At 41.7% G+C, this 16,812-nt stretch carries 17 protein-coding genes and 2 tRNA genes; 5 read left to right on the top strand and 14 right to left on the bottom strand.

Annotated features, from left to right (window positions below; translation table 11 throughout):
* Positions 1-50 precede the first annotated feature (50 nt).
* The 12 genes from JJQ94_RS13670 to JJQ94_RS13615 all read right to left on the bottom strand — a co-directional run bounded on the left by JJQ94_RS13670 (position 51) and on the right by JJQ94_RS13615 (position 12,795).
* Positions 51-1,418: a DUF1329 domain-containing protein gene (locus JJQ94_RS13670; RefSeq protein WP_099029644.1), complete on the bottom strand. Its 1,368-nt coding sequence runs from the start codon at positions 1,416-1,418 to the stop codon at positions 51-53.
* 11 nt (positions 1,419-1,429) lie between these two features.
* Positions 1,430-3,529, bottom strand: coding sequence for a DUF1302 domain-containing protein (locus tag JJQ94_RS13665; RefSeq protein WP_099029645.1), 2,100 nt, complete (start codon positions 3,527-3,529; stop codon positions 1,430-1,432).
* 249 nt (positions 3,530-3,778) lie between these two features.
* Positions 3,779-4,000, bottom strand: coding sequence for a DUF2835 domain-containing protein (locus tag JJQ94_RS13660; RefSeq protein ID WP_099029646.1), 222 nt, complete (start codon positions 3,998-4,000; stop codon positions 3,779-3,781).
* On the bottom strand, positions 4,001-6,586 hold the full coding sequence (pepN, locus tag JJQ94_RS13655; protein WP_099029647.1) for an aminopeptidase N: 2,586 nt from the start codon (positions 6,584-6,586) through the stop codon (positions 4,001-4,003). It lies immediately after the preceding gene.
* A 130-nt stretch (positions 6,587-6,716) separates the two neighbouring features.
* Positions 6,717-8,204, bottom strand: coding sequence for a Na+/H+ antiporter NhaC (gene nhaC / locus JJQ94_RS13650; protein ID WP_099029648.1), 1,488 nt, complete (start codon positions 8,202-8,204; stop codon positions 6,717-6,719).
* Between the two features lie 233 nt (positions 8,205-8,437).
* Positions 8,438-10,477: a carboxy terminal-processing peptidase gene (gene prc / locus JJQ94_RS13645; protein ID WP_099029649.1), complete on the bottom strand. Its 2,040-nt coding sequence runs from the start codon at positions 10,475-10,477 to the stop codon at positions 8,438-8,440.
* Between the two features lie 10 nt (positions 10,478-10,487).
* Complete coding sequence (gene proQ / locus JJQ94_RS13640) at positions 10,488-11,138, bottom strand: RNA chaperone ProQ (protein WP_099029650.1); 651 nt, start codon at positions 11,136-11,138, stop codon at positions 10,488-10,490.
* Positions 11,139-11,153: 15 nt separating this feature from the next.
* Positions 11,154-11,432 carry a hypothetical protein gene (locus tag JJQ94_RS13635; protein WP_010371557.1) on the bottom strand — a complete coding sequence of 93 codons (279 nt, stop codon included), beginning with the start codon at positions 11,430-11,432 and terminating at the stop codon, positions 11,154-11,156.
* On the bottom strand, positions 11,432-11,890 hold the full coding sequence (locus tag JJQ94_RS13630; RefSeq protein WP_099029763.1) for a GAF domain-containing protein: 459 nt from the start codon (positions 11,888-11,890) through the stop codon (positions 11,432-11,434). The genes JJQ94_RS13635 and JJQ94_RS13630 overlap by 1 nt, the downstream gene beginning before the upstream one ends.
* 121 nt (positions 11,891-12,011) lie before the next feature.
* The gene (locus JJQ94_RS13625) at positions 12,012-12,389 is read right to left on the bottom strand and encodes a hypothetical protein (protein ID WP_099029651.1); all 378 of its coding nucleotides are present in this window, start codon (positions 12,387-12,389) and stop codon (positions 12,012-12,014) included.
* Positions 12,390-12,571: 182 nt separating this feature from the next.
* Positions 12,572-12,662 (bottom strand) — tRNA-Ser (locus tag JJQ94_RS13620).
* Positions 12,663-12,704: 42 nt separating this feature from the next.
* A tRNA-Ser gene (locus JJQ94_RS13615) sits at positions 12,705-12,795 on the bottom strand.
* 297 nt (positions 12,796-13,092) lie between these two features.
* Here JJQ94_RS13615 and JJQ94_RS13610 point away from each other — a divergent pair.
* From JJQ94_RS13610 to JJQ94_RS13590, 5 genes are read left to right on the top strand one after another with little or no spacing between them, the layout of a single operon-like run.
* Positions 13,093-13,758: a Bax inhibitor-1/YccA family protein gene (locus tag JJQ94_RS13610; protein ID WP_010604622.1), complete on the top strand. Its 666-nt coding sequence runs from the start codon at positions 13,093-13,095 to the stop codon at positions 13,756-13,758.
* A gap of 54 nt (positions 13,759-13,812) precedes the next feature.
* Positions 13,813-14,166 (top strand): sulfurtransferase complex subunit TusD, encoded by a 354-nt coding sequence (gene tusD / locus JJQ94_RS13605; RefSeq protein WP_010604621.1) that lies wholly within the window; start codon positions 13,813-13,815, stop codon positions 14,164-14,166.
* Positions 14,163-14,522: a sulfurtransferase complex subunit TusC gene (tusC, locus tag JJQ94_RS13600; RefSeq protein WP_099029652.1), complete on the top strand. Its 360-nt coding sequence runs from the start codon at positions 14,163-14,165 to the stop codon at positions 14,520-14,522. Before tusD ends, tusC begins: the two co-directional genes overlap by 4 nt.
* Positions 14,519-14,773 (top strand): hypothetical protein, encoded by a 255-nt coding sequence (locus JJQ94_RS13595; RefSeq protein ID WP_099029653.1) that lies wholly within the window; start codon positions 14,519-14,521, stop codon positions 14,771-14,773. The genes tusC and JJQ94_RS13595 overlap by 4 nt, the downstream gene beginning before the upstream one ends.
* A 5-nt stretch (positions 14,774-14,778) precedes the next feature.
* Complete coding sequence (locus tag JJQ94_RS13590; RefSeq protein WP_045989037.1) at positions 14,779-15,108, top strand: TusE/DsrC/DsvC family sulfur relay protein; 330 nt, start codon at positions 14,779-14,781, stop codon at positions 15,106-15,108.
* 68 nt (positions 15,109-15,176) lie between these two features.
* Here JJQ94_RS13590 and JJQ94_RS13585 read toward each other — a convergent pair whose 3' ends face one another.
* Together JJQ94_RS13585 and JJQ94_RS13580 are read right to left on the bottom strand one after the other, a co-directional pair.
* Positions 15,177-15,530 (bottom strand): hypothetical protein, encoded by a 354-nt coding sequence (locus tag JJQ94_RS13585; RefSeq protein WP_099029654.1) that lies wholly within the window; start codon positions 15,528-15,530, stop codon positions 15,177-15,179.
* A 35-nt stretch (positions 15,531-15,565) separates the two neighbouring features.
* The gene (locus tag JJQ94_RS13580; protein ID WP_099029655.1) at positions 15,566-16,267 is read right to left on the bottom strand and encodes a hypothetical protein; all 702 of its coding nucleotides are present in this window, start codon (positions 16,265-16,267) and stop codon (positions 15,566-15,568) included.
* Positions 16,268-16,812: the final 545 nt, after the last annotated feature.

Genomic DNA, 16,812 nt, shown 5'->3' with positions numbered 1-16,812 from the left:
AAAGGAGGAAGAAGGCTGAAGCGAGGTTGCTTCAGCCTGATAATATTTGATTAACGGCGACCTTCACGGCGCAGCGCACCCTGAGTAAACTCGTTATCGTTGAAAGACTGACTGAAGTCGTACATGTCTTCTTCGTTATCTAACCCAATCGCAAGGTAGCGACGAGAGTTTAGATCATGATAGACATCTAACGTACTCCAATGCGTCGGCACTTCGTAGTAATTAAGACCATGTGCCATCGCAACGCGATACATCTGGTCACGGTTATCATAGATATCCGTTACGTGGATTTGCCAGCTATCTTCATCAATATAAAACACACGCTTTTTGTAAATATGGCGAGTACCTTCTTTCAGGTTAGCTTCAACTACCCATACGCGATGCTTTTCATATCGTACATGCTCTGGGTTAATATGACCGGCCATCAAGATATCATCATACTTCAGCTTGTCGCTATGTAGCTTGTAACTGTTGTAAGGGATATACATCTCTTTTTTGCCAACAAGTTTCCAATCATAACGGTTTGGAGAGCCGTTAAACATATCAAAGTCATCTGTTGTACGTAAGCTATCTGACGCAGTTCCTGGTGCATCATATGCAACATTTGGTGCACGTCTTACACGACGCTGGCCTGCGTTATAGGTCCAAGCCTGGCGAGGTGTCAGAATTTGGTCCATGGTTTCATGTACAAGCAGTGCAGTCCCAGCAAGACGTGCAGGCTCTGTAACTTGCTGCTTAAACTTAAACAGGATATTTGACTCTTGCAACGCTTCAGGCGTTGCGTCTGTTGCAGAGTACTTAACCAATAGTTGCTCATCGAAACCGATAATGTTGTAAGCACCTGACTCTGTCGGCATCGCTTGACCGCCGTAACGTGCAATCGACAAGCCACGGAAACGCAATAGGTGGTTCCAAATAGCTTCTAAGCCATCTTTTGGCACCGGAAACGGAATACCGATAGCGGTATTTTTAATGCCGTTACCACCTTCGATCAGCTCTGCTGTAGATGCGTATTTCTTTGTTGCATCATACACAAACTGCGGATAAGACGCGCTGCGTCTGGTTGGGTAAATGTTCATTTTGAACGTTTCGGGATACGTTTCAAATAGCGCAATTTGACCTGGGCTAAGCAATGACTTGTATTTATCTAAATTTGATTTATCAATTGTGAACAATACTTTGTCATCAGCAAATGGATCTGGATGATGCATGCCCACTTCATAACCAGCTGGAGGCGTTGTGATCCCACCATTCCAAGCAGGAATACTGCCATCAGCATTACCCGCTTTCTCTGCACCGATAGGCGTCAAGTCCTTACCTAAGCGTGCAACTTCGTCAGCGCTCATCTTAGCCATAGCGCTGCTGGCAGACAGCATTGTAATTATTGTTGCTGCGATAAATGTAGGTTTTCTAAACATATCGAAAGCCCTTAAATTGAATACTTAATGTTGAATGAGATGAAATCACGGTCCGCAAAGGTATTCGTCTTACCACCACCCCAAAACGTGTTATAACCAAAATCAAATGACCACGAATTTAGGTAGTTAAAGTTAAGATTAATGCCTAGCGATTTGCGATCCTCAATGAACAAAAACATAGGATCAGGGGTGATACCGTTAACATCATGTGAGAACACTACGCGTGGAGAAAAATTCACACCACTGAATAGGTTGTTATACTCACCCTTAGCAATAAGGCGATAGCCCCAAGCAGAAGCCGATGGGAATGGATTGGTTTCTGGACCATTTGAAACCGCTTGGTGGATAAGATTGTAATCTCGGCCCGAAAGCCCCTCAATCGTACCACTTCGGCCAGTACCTGAAACATTCAAACGAAGCTCATCGTACTCTGGCATGTCTTTGATAGTAACAGCACCTACTTCACCAACCACTGCCCAGCTATCTGCGCCTAGCGATGGTCCGAACAAATGTGTTGCAGTAAACTGTGCTTGAATAGTGTCTCGCAAAATATAACCTTGCGCCACTTCACCAGGACCCACATAAGCGATATCGTCCCCTTGGCTAAGCTGAGATAAACCGGCTAAATCATCACGCAGACCCGCGGCAGCCAACTGCTCAACCATACCTGCGTAAAGTAGTTCAACGTCATCTATCTGCAGTGGTTCATCTTGTCTATATGCCACTTCACCAGCAAATGCGGTTTCACCAATCGCGGTATTAAAACTTAAGCCATACAGTTTGATGTCTTCAGGGTAGGTAATTTGCGCTTGAGTAAAGGCGTTTAGGTTAGTGACATTATCTGCAGTAATTTGATTTTGTGCGATGTAAGCTAAATCAGCCATTATCGCTTGCCCTGTAAAGTTAGAAGCTTTACCAGAAATCAGAGGTCTACGGCTGTGGTAATTAATGTAATACAAACCAAATTCAGTGTCGTTTAGTTCTGGAGAAAAAATACCCAAGCGTAAACCGTACTGACCACCATCATCAGGTTCACTCTTACCGTTATCCCCTTTTCCTTTTAGCGCCACTTTAGTCGGGTAAGCCATATACATGGACGCTGCGGCACTGCCTACCGCTTCTGCTGTAGGTACTACGCCTTGAGCAACCAATGCTGCCGTTGCATCAGCGTACAAACTGTTTAATGCATCCGTTAGATGATACAAATCGATATCGGGGTTTGAGGTAAAACCAAGCTGAACGTTTTGCATATAACCATTTTCAGATGCAAAATCATTTGTTGAGAAGTAACTACCAGTCGCTGGCAATCTGGTTTCATGCCATTGATATTGGTAGAAGCCCTCTAGATTTACATTCTCAGATAATACCACCGACGCCCAAAGCATACCCACAGGGATAAAGGCTTCTTTTACTTCAGAGCCTGGCGCTTTCAGACGGTCAATATCAACCGGGTTGACGTTAATACCATGGGAAATAAGTGTACTTTCCCCCCAGTTAACCACTTGCTGACCTAAACGCACAGAAAGCGGGTTTTTACCATCATTCAGGTCAAAATCCGCCCATACAAACGCATCTAGCAAGCGTAAATCAGAACAGACTTGTTTTCTGGTATCGTCGTCTTCACATGGGTCAACTTTTTTGCCAGAAACAGGGTTGCTATACGCAAAATCACCATCTTCCATCGCAAAGTCATAGAAATACATAAAGCGAGTGAATAAACCATAGTTATCTTTGGTAATTGCTAAATCATGGGTACCTTTTAACAGCTGAGAGAAAGTATCTCCAGAGTCAAAATTCAGATTACCGGCATCACCATTATTTGAATAGACACCCTGTTGTGACCAGATTTGTGACGAAGAATAGATCGTATTGCCAGTGGTTGCTTTATAACCTGTCCAGTCGAATTGCGGGTGGTTACTTTTACCGATGAAATCAAAGTTACGATCTTCAACCCGAATGCTTTGACCATAAGAAAAAGTCGAATCGAAGGTAATTTCGAAATCACCAACCTCAAAACTGGCTGCGTGTACTGACGTGGCGGCAACTCCCATTACTGCCGCGCTAAGACCGAGCATGATTTTGTTTTTCACAAAGAGCGATCTTTTTATCATTATTTCTCCCCCTTTTGGCGGGTCATGTCTAGAGCTTAAGCTCTTAGAGTTATTGTTTTTTGTTGTCTAAACGATAGAAGCGAAACCGCGAAAATACAAATACTGCTCAACTAAATCAACGCTTTTTCGCCTCTAGGGGCGTATTTTACTCTTGGTAAGACGTCCTACCAGATAATTTATAACACGTATTTCAAGCTTATAACAAACTCATTTAACAAAAATAAAATATGTTTTGCAGTTCTACTTCGATTAAGTGACTTTTTCTAACGATAGAAACTTATTGCTATCATCCAAGATGAGACGGAATCTCCCCCTGATCCCAATTGATGAAATAAAGGGGCGAATACGCTCTGCGGGGAAGCGAATACTCTTCCCTCCATCTTCAATCACTTGCACTGAAGTATAGTGTCCATAGTAGTAACCAAGACACTTGTCATAGCTCATATCCATGTAAAAGAAGTACTCTTTCATCTACTGCGCTAGCGCCTTCTCTACCTTCTCATATAAGTCATCGCTCAAGTCTTCTAAGTTTGCCAAACGACTCAACTGCGCACGCATCAGCTGTTGGCGCGTTTCATCATAACGCTTCCATGACATGAACGGCGTGATCATACGAGACGCATTTTGTGGATTGATGTTGTTTAGCTCCACTAATAAGTCTCCCAATAACGCATAGCCCTTACCATCTGCACGATGGAATTGTGCGGGGTTACTTCTTGCAAAGCTTCCTATCAATGCGCGAACACGGTTGGGATTGCCTTTGTCAAAACAAGGGTGCGCATAAAGCGTATTTATATTCGATATCACCTCGTCGTTAGATAAGCTTGCACTTAATGCAAACCATTTGTCCATAACTAGGCTATCGTGACGCCATTGGCTATCGAATTGACTGAACAAGCTTTCCATCTTTGTGTGCTGTGCGGCGACAGCTGCCTTTAATGACGCAAGCTTGGTGGTCATATTGTTTGATGAAAACTGACTATCAAGTGCGTTATCAACAATATCAGAATCTGTTTTCGCTAAGTAGTAAAGCGCTTTATTTTTAAAGGCTCTGATCGCGACATCCTTTGCGTCTAATGAACCTGAGTCTTGCAGTGACAAATAAGCGAGTTCAAAGACCGATTGCAGTGATTGGGCTATTTGCATTTCAAATGCATCGGAAATTGAAACGAGTTTGTCTACTGGGATAATTTCAAATTGGCTGGCTAGCGTATCAAACGTTGGTAGAGTCAATAACTCAGCCAGTAGCGCAAGGTCTCCATCTAACGTTTCCACCAATGAGGACAGCGCACTGAGGACTTTTGAATCCAGTTCGAAATCGTCTGACGTAACCGCTCGTTTAACTTCAATCATGAAGATTTGCTGCATCGCTTCCCAACGAGCGTAATCACTACGTGCAAAGCGCAATATATGTAGTAACTCAACAATGGTGTAGCTGTACTCCATAAGCACTGGTGCTGAGAAATCTTCTAGCAATACAGGAACTGGTTTACTTGCAACTTGCTCAAACTCAAACCGCTGTTCAAATTCAGTAATATCTAACGCTCGTTGTATTTCTCCGTGCTTTGTTAGCAACGGGATGCTTTCACCTTGCTCATCCAAAAGCTCTAGCTTAAATGGAATATGCAGTGGCGCTTTTACGGGGTCGCAATCGGCATGGCTTTGGCTCACCGTAATTGCGTATGTTTGTGCCTTTTCGTCATACTCGGTAGCCACTTTTACTCTTGGCGTGCCGAACTGCTCGTACCATAGTTTAAATTGCGTTAAATCAACACCAGAAGCATCCATCATTGCATTAACGAAATCATCGCACGTCACAGCTTGTCCGTCATGACGCTCAAAGTAGAGCTTCATCCCTTTTTGGAAGTTTGCTTCCCCCAATAAAGTATGCATCATGCGGATCACTTCAGCACCTTTGTTATAAACAGTGACGGTATAGAAGTTATTCATTTCAATAACTTGCTGCGGTCTTATTGGGTGCGCCATTGGTCCTGCATCTTCTGCAAACTGATGCGTACGCATCGCCATTACTGCGTCGATTCGGTTTAGGCCTCGAGAACCTAGATCGCTGCTAAACTCCTGATCTCTAAATACGGTTAGGCCTTCTTTTAAACTAAGCTGAAACCAATCACGGCAAGTAACCCGGTTCCCAGTCCAGTTATGGAAGTACTCATGTCCAACTATCGACTCAATGGTGTGAAAGTCTCGGTCTGTCGCAGTCTCTTGGCTTGCCAACACACAGGCACTGTTAAAAACATTCAGACCCTTATTTTCCATTGCCCCCATATTAAAAAAATCAACCGCGACAATCATGTAAATATCGAGATCGTATTCCAAATCAAACCTTGACTCATCCCATTCCATGGCCTTTTTTAGTGACGTCATAGCATGGGGCGCTTTATGTAAGTTGCCTTTATCAACAAACAGCGCCAACTTTACCTCTCTACCCGACTTAGTGATGTAGTTATCCTCTAATACGTCAAAGTCGCCTGCAACTAGTGCAAACAAGTAGCTTGGTTTTTTATGCGGATCGTGCCATTTTGCAAAATGCCTGCCGTCACTTAAGCGCCCTTCTTCAATTTTATTACCATTTGATAGTAAGTAGCGATACTTTGACTCACCGATGACCGTCACCGTATAAGTCGTCAGTACATCAGGTCTATCCATAAAGTAGGTGATTTTTCTAAAACCTTCCGCTTCACATTGCGTACAGTAAGCGCCATCAGAGAGGTATAAACCTTCAAGTGACGTGTTTGTTTGCGGCGAAATTTTAGTGACAATTTTGAGCTCAAAGGCCTTTGGCAAGTTAGAAAGAATCAATTCAGAGTCAGATTTTTCAAGGCTTTGCCACTCTTCACCATTTACCTGACAAGATGCTAACTCTAAGTCGACACCATCCAATATTAATTGTGTCGCATTGTTCACCGCGACAAACTGACTTACTGCAGTCACAATTGTATTTCTTGGGCTTAACTCAAAGGTCAAACAAAGCGTATCAACGGTATGGCTAGGTGCAAGGTAATCTTTAAGAAATTTGGCTTGTGGTTTTTGAGTCATATATAGTCCTTACAAAAACGCCCCAAAAAGGGGCGAGTGATAAAACAAACTTGATATCGCCAATTCTAATGATAGGCGTTTTATTTTTATTTGACCTGATCGAAAGCGCCTGAGCAAGATAGCAAATGCGTTATTTTACGCTCAGTCCGCTCTCTCCTTTTGATTCTTCCGCGTTTACCGTTGATGGCGTAATCTTAAGGATCTTGATACCTAGATACGCGTAGATGACAGCCAGCACAGGGTTGATCAAGTTGAAAAATGCGTACATGGCATAATCAAACGGATTGATCAGGAGTACACTTTGCATATACGCGCCGCAGGTGTTCCAGGGGATCAGTGGACTGGTGATAGTGCCACCATCTTCTAGCGTACGAGAGAGGTTTACACTCTTCAAACCGCGCTTTTTGTATTCTTCTTTGAACATACGACCAGGGACAACAATCGCGATGTACTGATCCGCAGCAACTAAATTTGTACCGATACAAGTTGCGATAGTCGAAGCAATTAATGAACCTGTGCTCTTTGCAATTTTAAGAATACTGCGTACGAAGACATCAAGTAAACCAGTTTTTTCCATAATGGCACCAAACATCAATGCCGTCATCACCAGCCAAGTTGTCGTTAGCATTGATGACATGCCACCGCCACTTAACAAGTCGTCCATTTTTGCATCGCCTGTTTGCAACGCAAAACCATCAAAGAAAGTCGCCCACACCAATTTCACATAGCCCACTAACTCACCTTGGCTAGCATCAATTTGACTTGCAATAAGATCACCTTGGAACAGCACTGCCCATATCGCCCCCATCACCGCTCCGATTGAAATCGCCGGAAAAGCAGGCATTTTCTTGATAGCAAGCCCAAGCAGCACCAGCAAAGGAACTAGCATTAACAGGTTAATGTTGAAATTAGTTTGTAGTATCGAAACAATTTCATCTATTCGCCCCGCCTCACTTGACGCTTCAGCATTAAAGCCCATGACAATAAATATAAGAAGTGCGATTACAAAACTAGGTACAGTGGTCCAAAGCATATGCTGAATATGATCAAATAAATCACTACCAGCGACCGCAGGCGCTAAGTTTGTGGTTTCAGATAATGGGCTTAACTTATCACCAAAATAGGCACCTGAAATGACTGCACCCGCGGTTACGACTTGATCTAAGCCAAGCCCCGTCGCCACACCTAGTAGAGCGACACCTATGGTTGCGGCTGTCGTCCATGAGCTGCCTATACTCATCGCTACAATCCCACAAATCAAACAGCTCGCGGCATAAAACCAACTCGGATTGATAATTTGTAGTCCGTAATAAATCAGTGTTGGAACTGTGCCAGACAACAGCCAAGTCCCTATTAGGGCACCAACCATCAATAAAATGATAATGGCACCGAGAGAAATAGTGATCCCCTTGATCATCGCTTCTTCAAGCGTCTTCCACGTAAAACCATTTTTTAGGCCAACGAGTGCAGCAGTGAATGTTGCAAATAGCAAGGCTATTTGGTTTGGACCTGATGATGAACTGTCACCATAGAGGTACACCGCAGCACCGAGCAAGGCGACCAACAATGTGATCGGAATAAGAGCGTCAATAAGTGACGGCTGTTTTTGTTGTTTCAAAAGGAATACTCCTACGCACGACGACCCATGCTTATAATTATTTTATTTGCAGTATACCGTTTTGAGCCGTTTTGAGTAGCTAGATTGCCAGTGGTCGAGCCACGCACCATTCTCAAAAAGCCTCAAAAGAGTATCAGCTTAGAAAATCTGGCAGATGATAACAAAATTTGTAAAGTAAAAGTAAGTGTAAAAGGCATAATAAAAGGCATAATAAAAGGCGCTTGAAGCGCCTTTTATTGTTTATTAACTTCGTTTTTGGCTATCCGCCCGTATGAAATTAGATCCTGCGTGATAAGCGCAGCCTCTTCAAGGTAAGGGTCTAACTCCGAAATAATCTCTGGTGCATCATCCAAATCTTTAACCGGCTCTAAACCTAGACGTTTCAGCCTTTCATTCGTGCGTTTCAATACCAGATCATCGCGTTCTTCACGCTCCTTGATACGCTCGCCTTCAACTAATGAAATCGCCTTATCGTCTTTGCGCGCTTTATATTCTTCAATATCTTTATAAATATATTCGAATTCTGGCTCTGCTTTTACTCGCTCATCATGGCGCTTACTCAAGTATTGGATAGTTGGCGACAAGTTATCTAGACTCGCATATTTTGCACGAACAATACTATCCCAAGGCAGTGCATTATCTTCTTGGCTCTCTCCCCACTCTTCAGGATTGATTGCCGATGGTAGCAAGATATCAGGGATCACGCCTTTATGTTGTGTGCTACCACCGTCGATACGGTAAAACTTCGCAATAGTGTAGGTTACACTTCCCAAAGGATTTTCGAATAAATCGTAATTTTTACCTAGGCCACGATGTTGTTGCACAGTGCCTTTACCAAAGGTTTGCTCACCAATCACCACTGCTCGGCCATAATCTTGCATCGCAGCAGCAAAAATCTCGGATGCCGATGCACTGTAGCGGTCAACCAAAACAGTCAAAGGTCCATCGTAGAAGGTAATGCCATCTCTATCTTGTTGACTTTCAACCCGGTTATAAGCGGTATGGATCTGAACAACTGGACCTTGGTCAAAGAATAAACCGGATAGCTGGGTCGCTTCGTAAAGTGAGCCACCACCATTTTGGCGAAGATCAATGATAACCCCATCTACTTTGGCTTCTTTAAGTTTAGCGATTTCAGTTTTTACATCTTGAGAAAGATTATTGTAGAAACTCGGGATTTCTATCACGCCTATTTTGCTTTGTAGCTCAGAATACTTGGCTTCAAAAACAGAAGACTTAACTGCGCGGTCTTCCAATTTTACTTTGTCACGAACAATTTCAACGACTTTAGGTGTACCATGACTATCCGTGCCTTTAAGGTATTGAAGTCGAACCTTGGTCCCCTTAGGGCCTTTGATGAGATCGACCACATCATCTAAACGCCAGCCGATAACATCTACAAACTCTTTGTCATCTTGTGCTACGCCGATGATTTTGTCGTCCGGCTTAAGCTTTTCGGTTTTGTCCGCAGGGCCGCCAGGAACTAAACTACGGATCACGGTGTAATCTTCATCGTAACTTAATACCGCACCAATACCTTCCAGCTCTAAGTCCATATCCATTTTGAACTGTTCGGCTCGGCGTGGCGAGAGATAGGAAGTGTGCGCTTCAATACTGCGTGCAAACGCATTCATGATAACTTGAAATGCATCTTCACTATTCGTTTGGACTAGGCGTTTTTGCGCGTTTTTGTAGCGCTTGGTAAGGACTTCTTTGATCTCTTCCCAATTTTTGCCAGTCAACTTTAAACGCAGCGCATCAGATTTAACACGCTGGCGCCAATATTCGTCAAGTTCGCTTGTCACGGTTGCATAACTTTGCTCTTCTCTATCAAAAATGAACTCATCTTTTTTGTCAAAGTTCATTTCTTTGTCGAGTAAACCAATGGCAAAATCATAGCGCTCAAAGCGACGCTTCATGCTTAGATTAAACATATCATAAGCAAAACCCAGTTTTCCTGAGATCAATGCATCATCAAATTGTTTACGATACTGTTGAAAACTATCGATATCCGACTGTAGAAGCAAAGACTTATTAAAGTCGATGGCTTCTACGTAACGATCGAAAATTTTATCCGATAAGCTGTCATCAAAGCTAAAGCGTTTGTAGTGTTGTCGAGTAAATAGGTTAGTCACTCGTTTACTAGCCGTTGTGTGTTGCGCTTCAGGTTTAAGAACCGGCAAGTCCTTAATAGTGACTGTGCTTGTTGAGGCTAAAGTAACACTCGATACGAACGCGGCGACTAGGGAAATGAGTGGTAACTTTTTACTCATATACAACTCCTTACTGGATATATAGGCTATCTGCTTTAGTTTTAACTTGCATTCCTGTTACAAGCTCTACGTGCACTTCATCATTTTTGACTTCAGTGATAGTAGCGTTAACAAGCGCTTGACCAAGTTTAACTTTAACTTTGTTATTAACCTTGACCTGTTCGGCCGGTAAAGGTTCAACTTTACCACTGCGCTTTGGTTTAACTTCAGCAGGTTTATTACTCATTTTAGGGCGTTTTTGATCTTGACGATCCCTAGCGTGAGGTTTCTTTTTGTAAGATTTTGTTTCGCCATCGCGATTATTTGGACGCTGAGGCTTTTTACGCTTAGCCATTTTTGCACGGCTCTCGGCCAATGCTTTTTCTGCGTGCTCAACGTGCTCTTGTTCAACCTTTTCTGCTTGATTGCCGTCTAGGTCTACACGAAACTCGTTCTTAGTGACTGCTTCGAGATAACGCCAGTTTGAAGTATATTTACGAAGCGCTTGACGTACTTGAGTTTTACTGACTTTGTCAGACCCCTCAATACGCTCAGCGATATCTTTGAAAATACCAACCTTTAATGGCTTAATCCCTTCCTTTTGCTTGAAGCAGTTAGGAAATTCTGAAAATAAGAAGTCTAATACTTCATTTGTGTCTTTTAGCTTGTTTGTGGTTTCCATTTTTAAACCTATTAATTACATCTGCTCATCGAGCGACGAGTTTATATAGTGTGTAACCCAGTCAATTAGCTCTTCTATATCTGCTTCAAGAAGCGCTAAATCACCGCGAAGATGTTCCCAAATACCTTCTATGAGCCTATCTATTGTGTCACAGTCTAAATCTTCGGGAAGCAAATCCCATGCGTGATGAATAAGTTCATTTAAGCGTTCTGCAACAACTTCTTCTTCGCCTTCCCAATCACCAACATCGGCGTAGGAAAACAAATAATCTTGTACCTGAAGCATATCTTTCATTAAAGCGTTTCCTCAAACGCTTTAACTAACGCTTCTAATCCGATTTTATCCTGCTCGTCAAATCTTGCCAGACTAGGACTGTCAATGTCTAGCACGGCGATCACTTTATTATCTTTAAAAACAGGGATCACAATTTCTGAATTTGATGCTGCGTCGCAAGCAATGTGACCAGCAAACGCGTGAACATCCTCAACCAATTGCGTTTCACAAGTTGCAGCTGCTGTGCCACATACACCTTTACCAACAGGAATTCGGATGCAGGCTGGGTTGCCTTGGAATGGCCCAAGAACCAACTCTTCAGTGCTATCCATAAGATAAAAGCCTGCCCAGTTGATATCTTCAAGAGTTGTAAATAAAAGCGCACTCAAGTTTGCCATATTGGCAATCACATTGTGTTCACCACTGATTAGCCCTTGAGCTTGTTTAACTAAAGTCTGATAAAAGTCTAGCTTTTGCATTACCATCAAATTCACGAATTGAACGACAAAAGCTAAAGGTACTCTTTCGGAGAAATAATTAAAACCTTTTCGACTGAAAAAGTATTAATTATCTGTAAAACTGACACTGCTCGGTTAATTATCACTCAGTTTTACGATGACCTGCCCGCAAACCAAACAAGAATAGCCCCGCGGCGAGCATTGACATTAAAGCGTTAACAATAAAACCAACACCAGATTGTGCAGCAAAAAGATAGCTAAATATCGCGCCACCAAGTAAGCCCAGTGTTAACAAACCACCATACTGCACCTTGTTGTACCTAAACATAAGGATATATCCGGGAACAACGAATAGGCACATTGCAAGACCAACGATGTATGCGTTAGATATTGCGCTGAGTAGTAAGTTAAAGAACATCTCACTGCGGCCGAGTGTAAAGCTGTAGTAAATCCCAAGCACACCACCCACGATTAACGGTGATAATAAAGAGAACCCAACCCCTTTGCCAACTTGTTTCATATTCAACACTCTCTACACTTATTATTCATTCAACACTATTGAGTATTGTGCAAGCAGTGCCTCGGCACTAGCCGACTTTGGTCTAATAGGTATTTTTATCGAGAATATATAGCTGAAATTGCAATACGGGAGATTTCTGATATCAGAAACAAAAAAGCCCTCAAATTTGAGGGCTTTAAATGTGGCGGAGAGATAGGGATTTGAACCCTAGATACGCTATTAACGTATGCCGGTTTTCAAGACCGGTGCTTTCAACCACTCAGCCATCTCTCCAAAACCTATTATCCACGCTTAACAGCACGAATCTAAAATAAGTGGCGGAGAGATAGGGATTTGAACCCTAGATACGCTATTAACGTATGCCGGTTTTCAAGACCGGTGCTTTCAACCACTCAGCCATCTCTCCGCAGCGGGGCGAATAATAGAGAATCCCTATGCGGTTGTGAAGCTTTTTTTTCAATTATTTGATCGTTTGCGTAAAATTTGGCTCAATCGTCTAAGAACCAGTCAAAATTATGCGTATTTTTGATATTTCAGCGAACTTTTGAAAATATTCAAAGTCTTACGTATCGAGTAAATATTACCGTAGAGACCCAATTAACGACAGATATTGATCCAGAAACCATTGCCCCAACATATAACAATTGATACTCTTATCTCAGTTATATTTGGGATCAGCATGTTTTATTAAGGAGCTTGAATCATGGCATTCAATCATTCATACAACACTGCAAAACCTGTCATGTCGACAATGGAAACAAACAAAGTGTTGAAAAACACTTACTTCCTATTGGCAATGACATTAGCGTTCAGTGCAGTAACAGCCGCAATTTCAATGACGATGGCATTACCAGCGTTTACTGGTATCGTTTGTTCATTAGTTGCATTTGGTTTGCTATTTGTTATCGGTAAAAAAGCAAACTCATCTTCTGCTATCGGTCTTGTATTCTTATTTACTGGTATTTTAGGTTTCGGTCTTGGGCCTATGCTTAATCACTATGCTGCACTACCAAATGGTGGCATGTTGATAGCACAAGCACTTGGCACAACAGCGTTAATTTTCTTCGGTTTATCAGCTTATGCACTAACTACGAAAAAAGACTTCTCGTTTATGGGTGGCTTTTTAACGGTTGGTTTAATCGTGGTTATTATCTCAAGCCTAGTAAACTTGTTCATTGGATCGAGCATCGCGTTTATGGCAATTAACGCGGCAGTTGTTTTATTAATGTCTGGCTTTATCCTTTATGATACAAGCCGCATCATCAACGGCGGCGAGACAAACTACGTGCTTGCAACTGTGAGCTTGTATTTAAGTATTTATAACTTATTTACCAGTATCCTTGCCCTTTTAGGCGCGTCGGATGACTAACTCAGAATTTCTGATAAAATAAGCCCCATTAGGGGCTTTTTTTATGAGTAAAATTTGAGTCAAATAGCCATATCAGTGCACTTTGGCGTAGCTGCACAGTCAAAGTTAACTTTACTAGAACGGTATGTCGATGCCGCTATTAAAAGTGACCATCAAATCGCGTGTATCTTTCTATACCAAGATGGTGTTTATCACGCTAGTCAAAACATCGTACACGCTTCCGACGAATTGCAAGTCAACGCACTTTGGCAACGCATCAAAGATAAAGGGATCCCCCTCTTGTTGTGTGTCACAGCAGCAGAAAAACGCGGCGTTAGCATCGAAGACGTTAGCCCTTTCACCGTTGCTGGCCTTGCGGAGTTTGCCATGATCTCGAGTAAGTCTGATAAGTGGATGCAGTTTAAATGAGTAAAAACGTGTTAATTATTTCTCAGACCAGTCCATTTGACCAAAATAGTCTGAAAGAAGCGCTCGATGTCGCACTAATCTATGCAGCGATTGATCAACAAGTAAGTTGGCTTTTTATCGGTTCTGCTGTGCTATCGCTCCAGAAAACCCTCAATGCGCCCACACTGGGTTTAAAAGACATGTTTAAGCAATTAAAAACTCTGGAAATTTATGATGTCGAGCGGGTTTATGCCTGTCAGTCAGCGATGGAGGAATTTAACATATCGCCACACTCCCTTGCTGTTGCTACTGAAATCAAAAATCAACGTGAAATCCTTGCGTTAATCAAACAACATGACTTTGTGGTGACGCTATGAGTACGCTACATATTATTTCTAGTATCGAAGCATGCGATCAGCTGCAGTTTGTATCCCATCACGACACAATTTTATTATGTAATGATGGCTGCTTTGGGCAAACGCGTATCTCAGCTGGGGATGCAAATGTGGTGATGTTGCAAACCTGTGCGAATGCCAGAGGCATTGTCCCAGAAGCCGGAGTAAAGCTTATTTCTGACAAAGATTGGGTTGAGCTGAGCATTACTATGAACAATTCAATTACTTGGTAATCATCATGTTAGAATTTAACAACCAAACTATCGAGACAGATAAACAAGGCTATTTGCTAGATCATACTCAATGGACTAAAGATTTAGCACCACTTCTAGCCGCAGAAGAAAATATTGAGCTTTCAGATGCACATTGGGAAGTCATTGAGTTTGTGAGAAATTTTTATCTCGAATACAACACCAGCCCCGCGATCCGCATGCTGGTAAAGGCAATGGCTAAAGCACTAGGCGAAGATAAAGGTAATAGCATCTATTTATATAAGTTATTTCCAAAAGGCCCAGCCAAACAAGCAACAAAAATAGCAGGATTGCCAAAACCCGCCAAATGTATTTGATAATACTTGATAAAAAATATGAAGCTTATTACTCCATAAGCTTCATATTTAATCATAATAAGTTAAAATTAGTTTGAAGCAATTACCCCATCAAAAACTTTATCAATCATTACTTGAGCCAACCGTTCATCTATAGACAATGGTTCAGGCACTGCATAATCAATATCCACAACGCCATTGTCCGTCAATACCAACTTAGATGCTATTTGATATTTTGACAAGCTTCGTGAGCTATAGTCATAGACATAAACCTTTTCTCCTAATTGCCCCTTATGCGCTCTAATTGCCTCACTTTGTTTTTTTAGCTCGGAGCACATATGACAGCTGGTTAAGACATTATATTTAGCTTGAAAACCACAGTATGCTATAAAGCTCACTAATGAGAGAAATATTAATAGTAGCCCTAAAAGATATTTTTTCATATTAGCTCCTAATTAAGCATTTGGAATCAGTTCTCTTAGTACGTTTTCAACACGTTATGCTGGCTATCGTAAGCTTTAAGTACTTTAAAATCCTCGCCGTCACTTTGCTCACTTTCAACCGCAAGCACATAACTTCCATCGGTAAACACTAATTTATGAAGGAGCTTTAAATCTACAAGTTCATTGGTATCCATATCCAAAATATCTCTAATTGAAATTAGCAAAGGCTTGATACGACTTTTTAGATTAACAATAATTTCCTTATTTAAGCTACTTCTCATCGCCGATGTTAAGATAAAATCATTTGCATTATCCTTGCTCCAATCCCCTTCAACCTGATGAGCTGCTATCAAGTAGGGAGACTCGCTCAAATAGCTACCATAATTCAAGCTTTCCAGAAATAATGATTCTAGTGGTTCAAGCGCCATTGACTCTTTTTCAGTTAATGAAAGCACTCTGTATTGTGGTATGTAAACTTGCTCACCCTCAACACTCGCTTTATCATGATAAATTTCGACCTTGCTCAGGTTTCTATTTACAAAATCATAAATAAAAACAATGCCATTATTGCCTATACCTAATATTTCTATTGCAACACTTCTAGCCTCAATATCTTGGCATCCATGGCAACCACCTAATAATCTAAATTGATTACTACTCAGTTTCTCTGTGCTTGAATGGCAAATAAAACTGAAAAATAAGATAAATACAAATGAGATCTTAAAGTTAATATTCATAATTATTCCTTTTATATATAATATTAATGAGTTACAAAGTCCCTGACTAACTACAAGACGCTAAGCAGGTCATCCGACTATTGTCAGAGGAAATAGTGCAACTCGTCTTTATTCTCGGGCAAGAACGAGACAATTCAGCTTGTCGCATTCTTAGGCCTAGCTCTGACATATACTCTTTAAAATTTTCATAACGAGCCCATTGCCTATGCTGATAATACTGTGGTGTATTGGGGGGCGTGACAGGGATGGTGTTGCCGTCTCCATCTTTAACTTCAACTATGTTATAGGTTTGTCTATGTAGGTTAGGTTCAACTTTTACATATGAGCCATCTGGAAAAATGATATTAAAATCAAACTTCTCTGAAAGTATAGCAAACCTTTTTATGTTTAGAGCAGAAGTAACCCTATTAACTAAGGTTGACACTCTATTGTATCCAAGCCGAAAGTGCGTATCAAATAGCTCATCTCGCATTTGTGAACTCCGAACAAAGTCAAAAGCGTTATTACCATAAGGACTTGAGCTAACAACTATATCAGTATGGAGA

This window comes from Pseudoalteromonas sp. GCY (assembly GCF_016695175.1).
GTDB lineage: Bacteria > Pseudomonadota > Gammaproteobacteria > Enterobacterales > Alteromonadaceae > Pseudoalteromonas.
The sequence above is the reverse complement of the archived record's forward strand: the minus strand, read 5'-3'. Positions and strand labels throughout refer to the sequence as shown.

Excerpts from the sequence above, each read along its gene's own strand:
- prc (WP_099029649.1), bottom strand. The coding sequence starts at position 10,477 with ATGAGTAAAAAGTTACCACTCATTTCCCTAGTCGCCGCGTTCGTATCG.
- JJQ94_RS13665 (WP_099029645.1), bottom strand. The coding sequence starts at position 3,529 with ATGATAAAAAGATCGCTCTTTGTGAAAAACAAAATCATGCTCGGTCTT.
- pepN (WP_099029647.1), bottom strand. The coding sequence starts at position 6,586 with ATGACTCAAAAACCACAAGCCAAATTTCTTAAAGATTACCTTGCACCT.
- JJQ94_RS13660 (WP_099029646.1), bottom strand. The coding sequence starts at position 4,000 with ATGAAAGAGTACTTCTTTTACATGGATATGAGCTATGACAAGTGTCTT.
- JJQ94_RS13635 (WP_010371557.1), bottom strand. The coding sequence starts at position 11,432 with ATGAAAGATATGCTTCAGGTACAAGATTATTTGTTTTCCTACGCCGAT.
- JJQ94_RS13625 (WP_099029651.1), bottom strand. The coding sequence starts at position 12,389 with ATGAAACAAGTTGGCAAAGGGGTTGGGTTCTCTTTATTATCACCGTTA.
- tusC (WP_099029652.1), top strand. The coding sequence starts at position 14,163 with ATGAGTAAAAACGTGTTAATTATTTCTCAGACCAGTCCATTTGACCAA.
- JJQ94_RS13580 (WP_099029655.1), bottom strand. The coding sequence starts at position 16,267 with ATGAATATTAACTTTAAGATCTCATTTGTATTTATCTTATTTTTCAGT.
- JJQ94_RS13630 (WP_099029763.1), bottom strand. The coding sequence starts at position 11,890 with ATGCAAAAGCTAGACTTTTATCAGACTTTAGTTAAACAAGCTCAAGGG.
- proQ (WP_099029650.1), bottom strand. The coding sequence starts at position 11,138 with ATGGAAACCACAAACAAGCTAAAAGACACAAATGAAGTATTAGACTTC.
- JJQ94_RS13670 (WP_099029644.1), bottom strand. The coding sequence starts at position 1,418 with ATGTTTAGAAAACCTACATTTATCGCAGCAACAATAATTACAATGCTG.
- JJQ94_RS13595 (WP_099029653.1), top strand. The coding sequence starts at position 14,519 with ATGAGTACGCTACATATTATTTCTAGTATCGAAGCATGCGATCAGCTG.
- JJQ94_RS13585 (WP_099029654.1), bottom strand. The coding sequence starts at position 15,530 with ATGAAAAAATATCTTTTAGGGCTACTATTAATATTTCTCTCATTAGTG.
- JJQ94_RS13590 (WP_045989037.1), top strand. The coding sequence starts at position 14,779 with ATGTTAGAATTTAACAACCAAACTATCGAGACAGATAAACAAGGCTAT.
- JJQ94_RS13610 (WP_010604622.1), top strand. The coding sequence starts at position 13,093 with ATGGCATTCAATCATTCATACAACACTGCAAAACCTGTCATGTCGACA.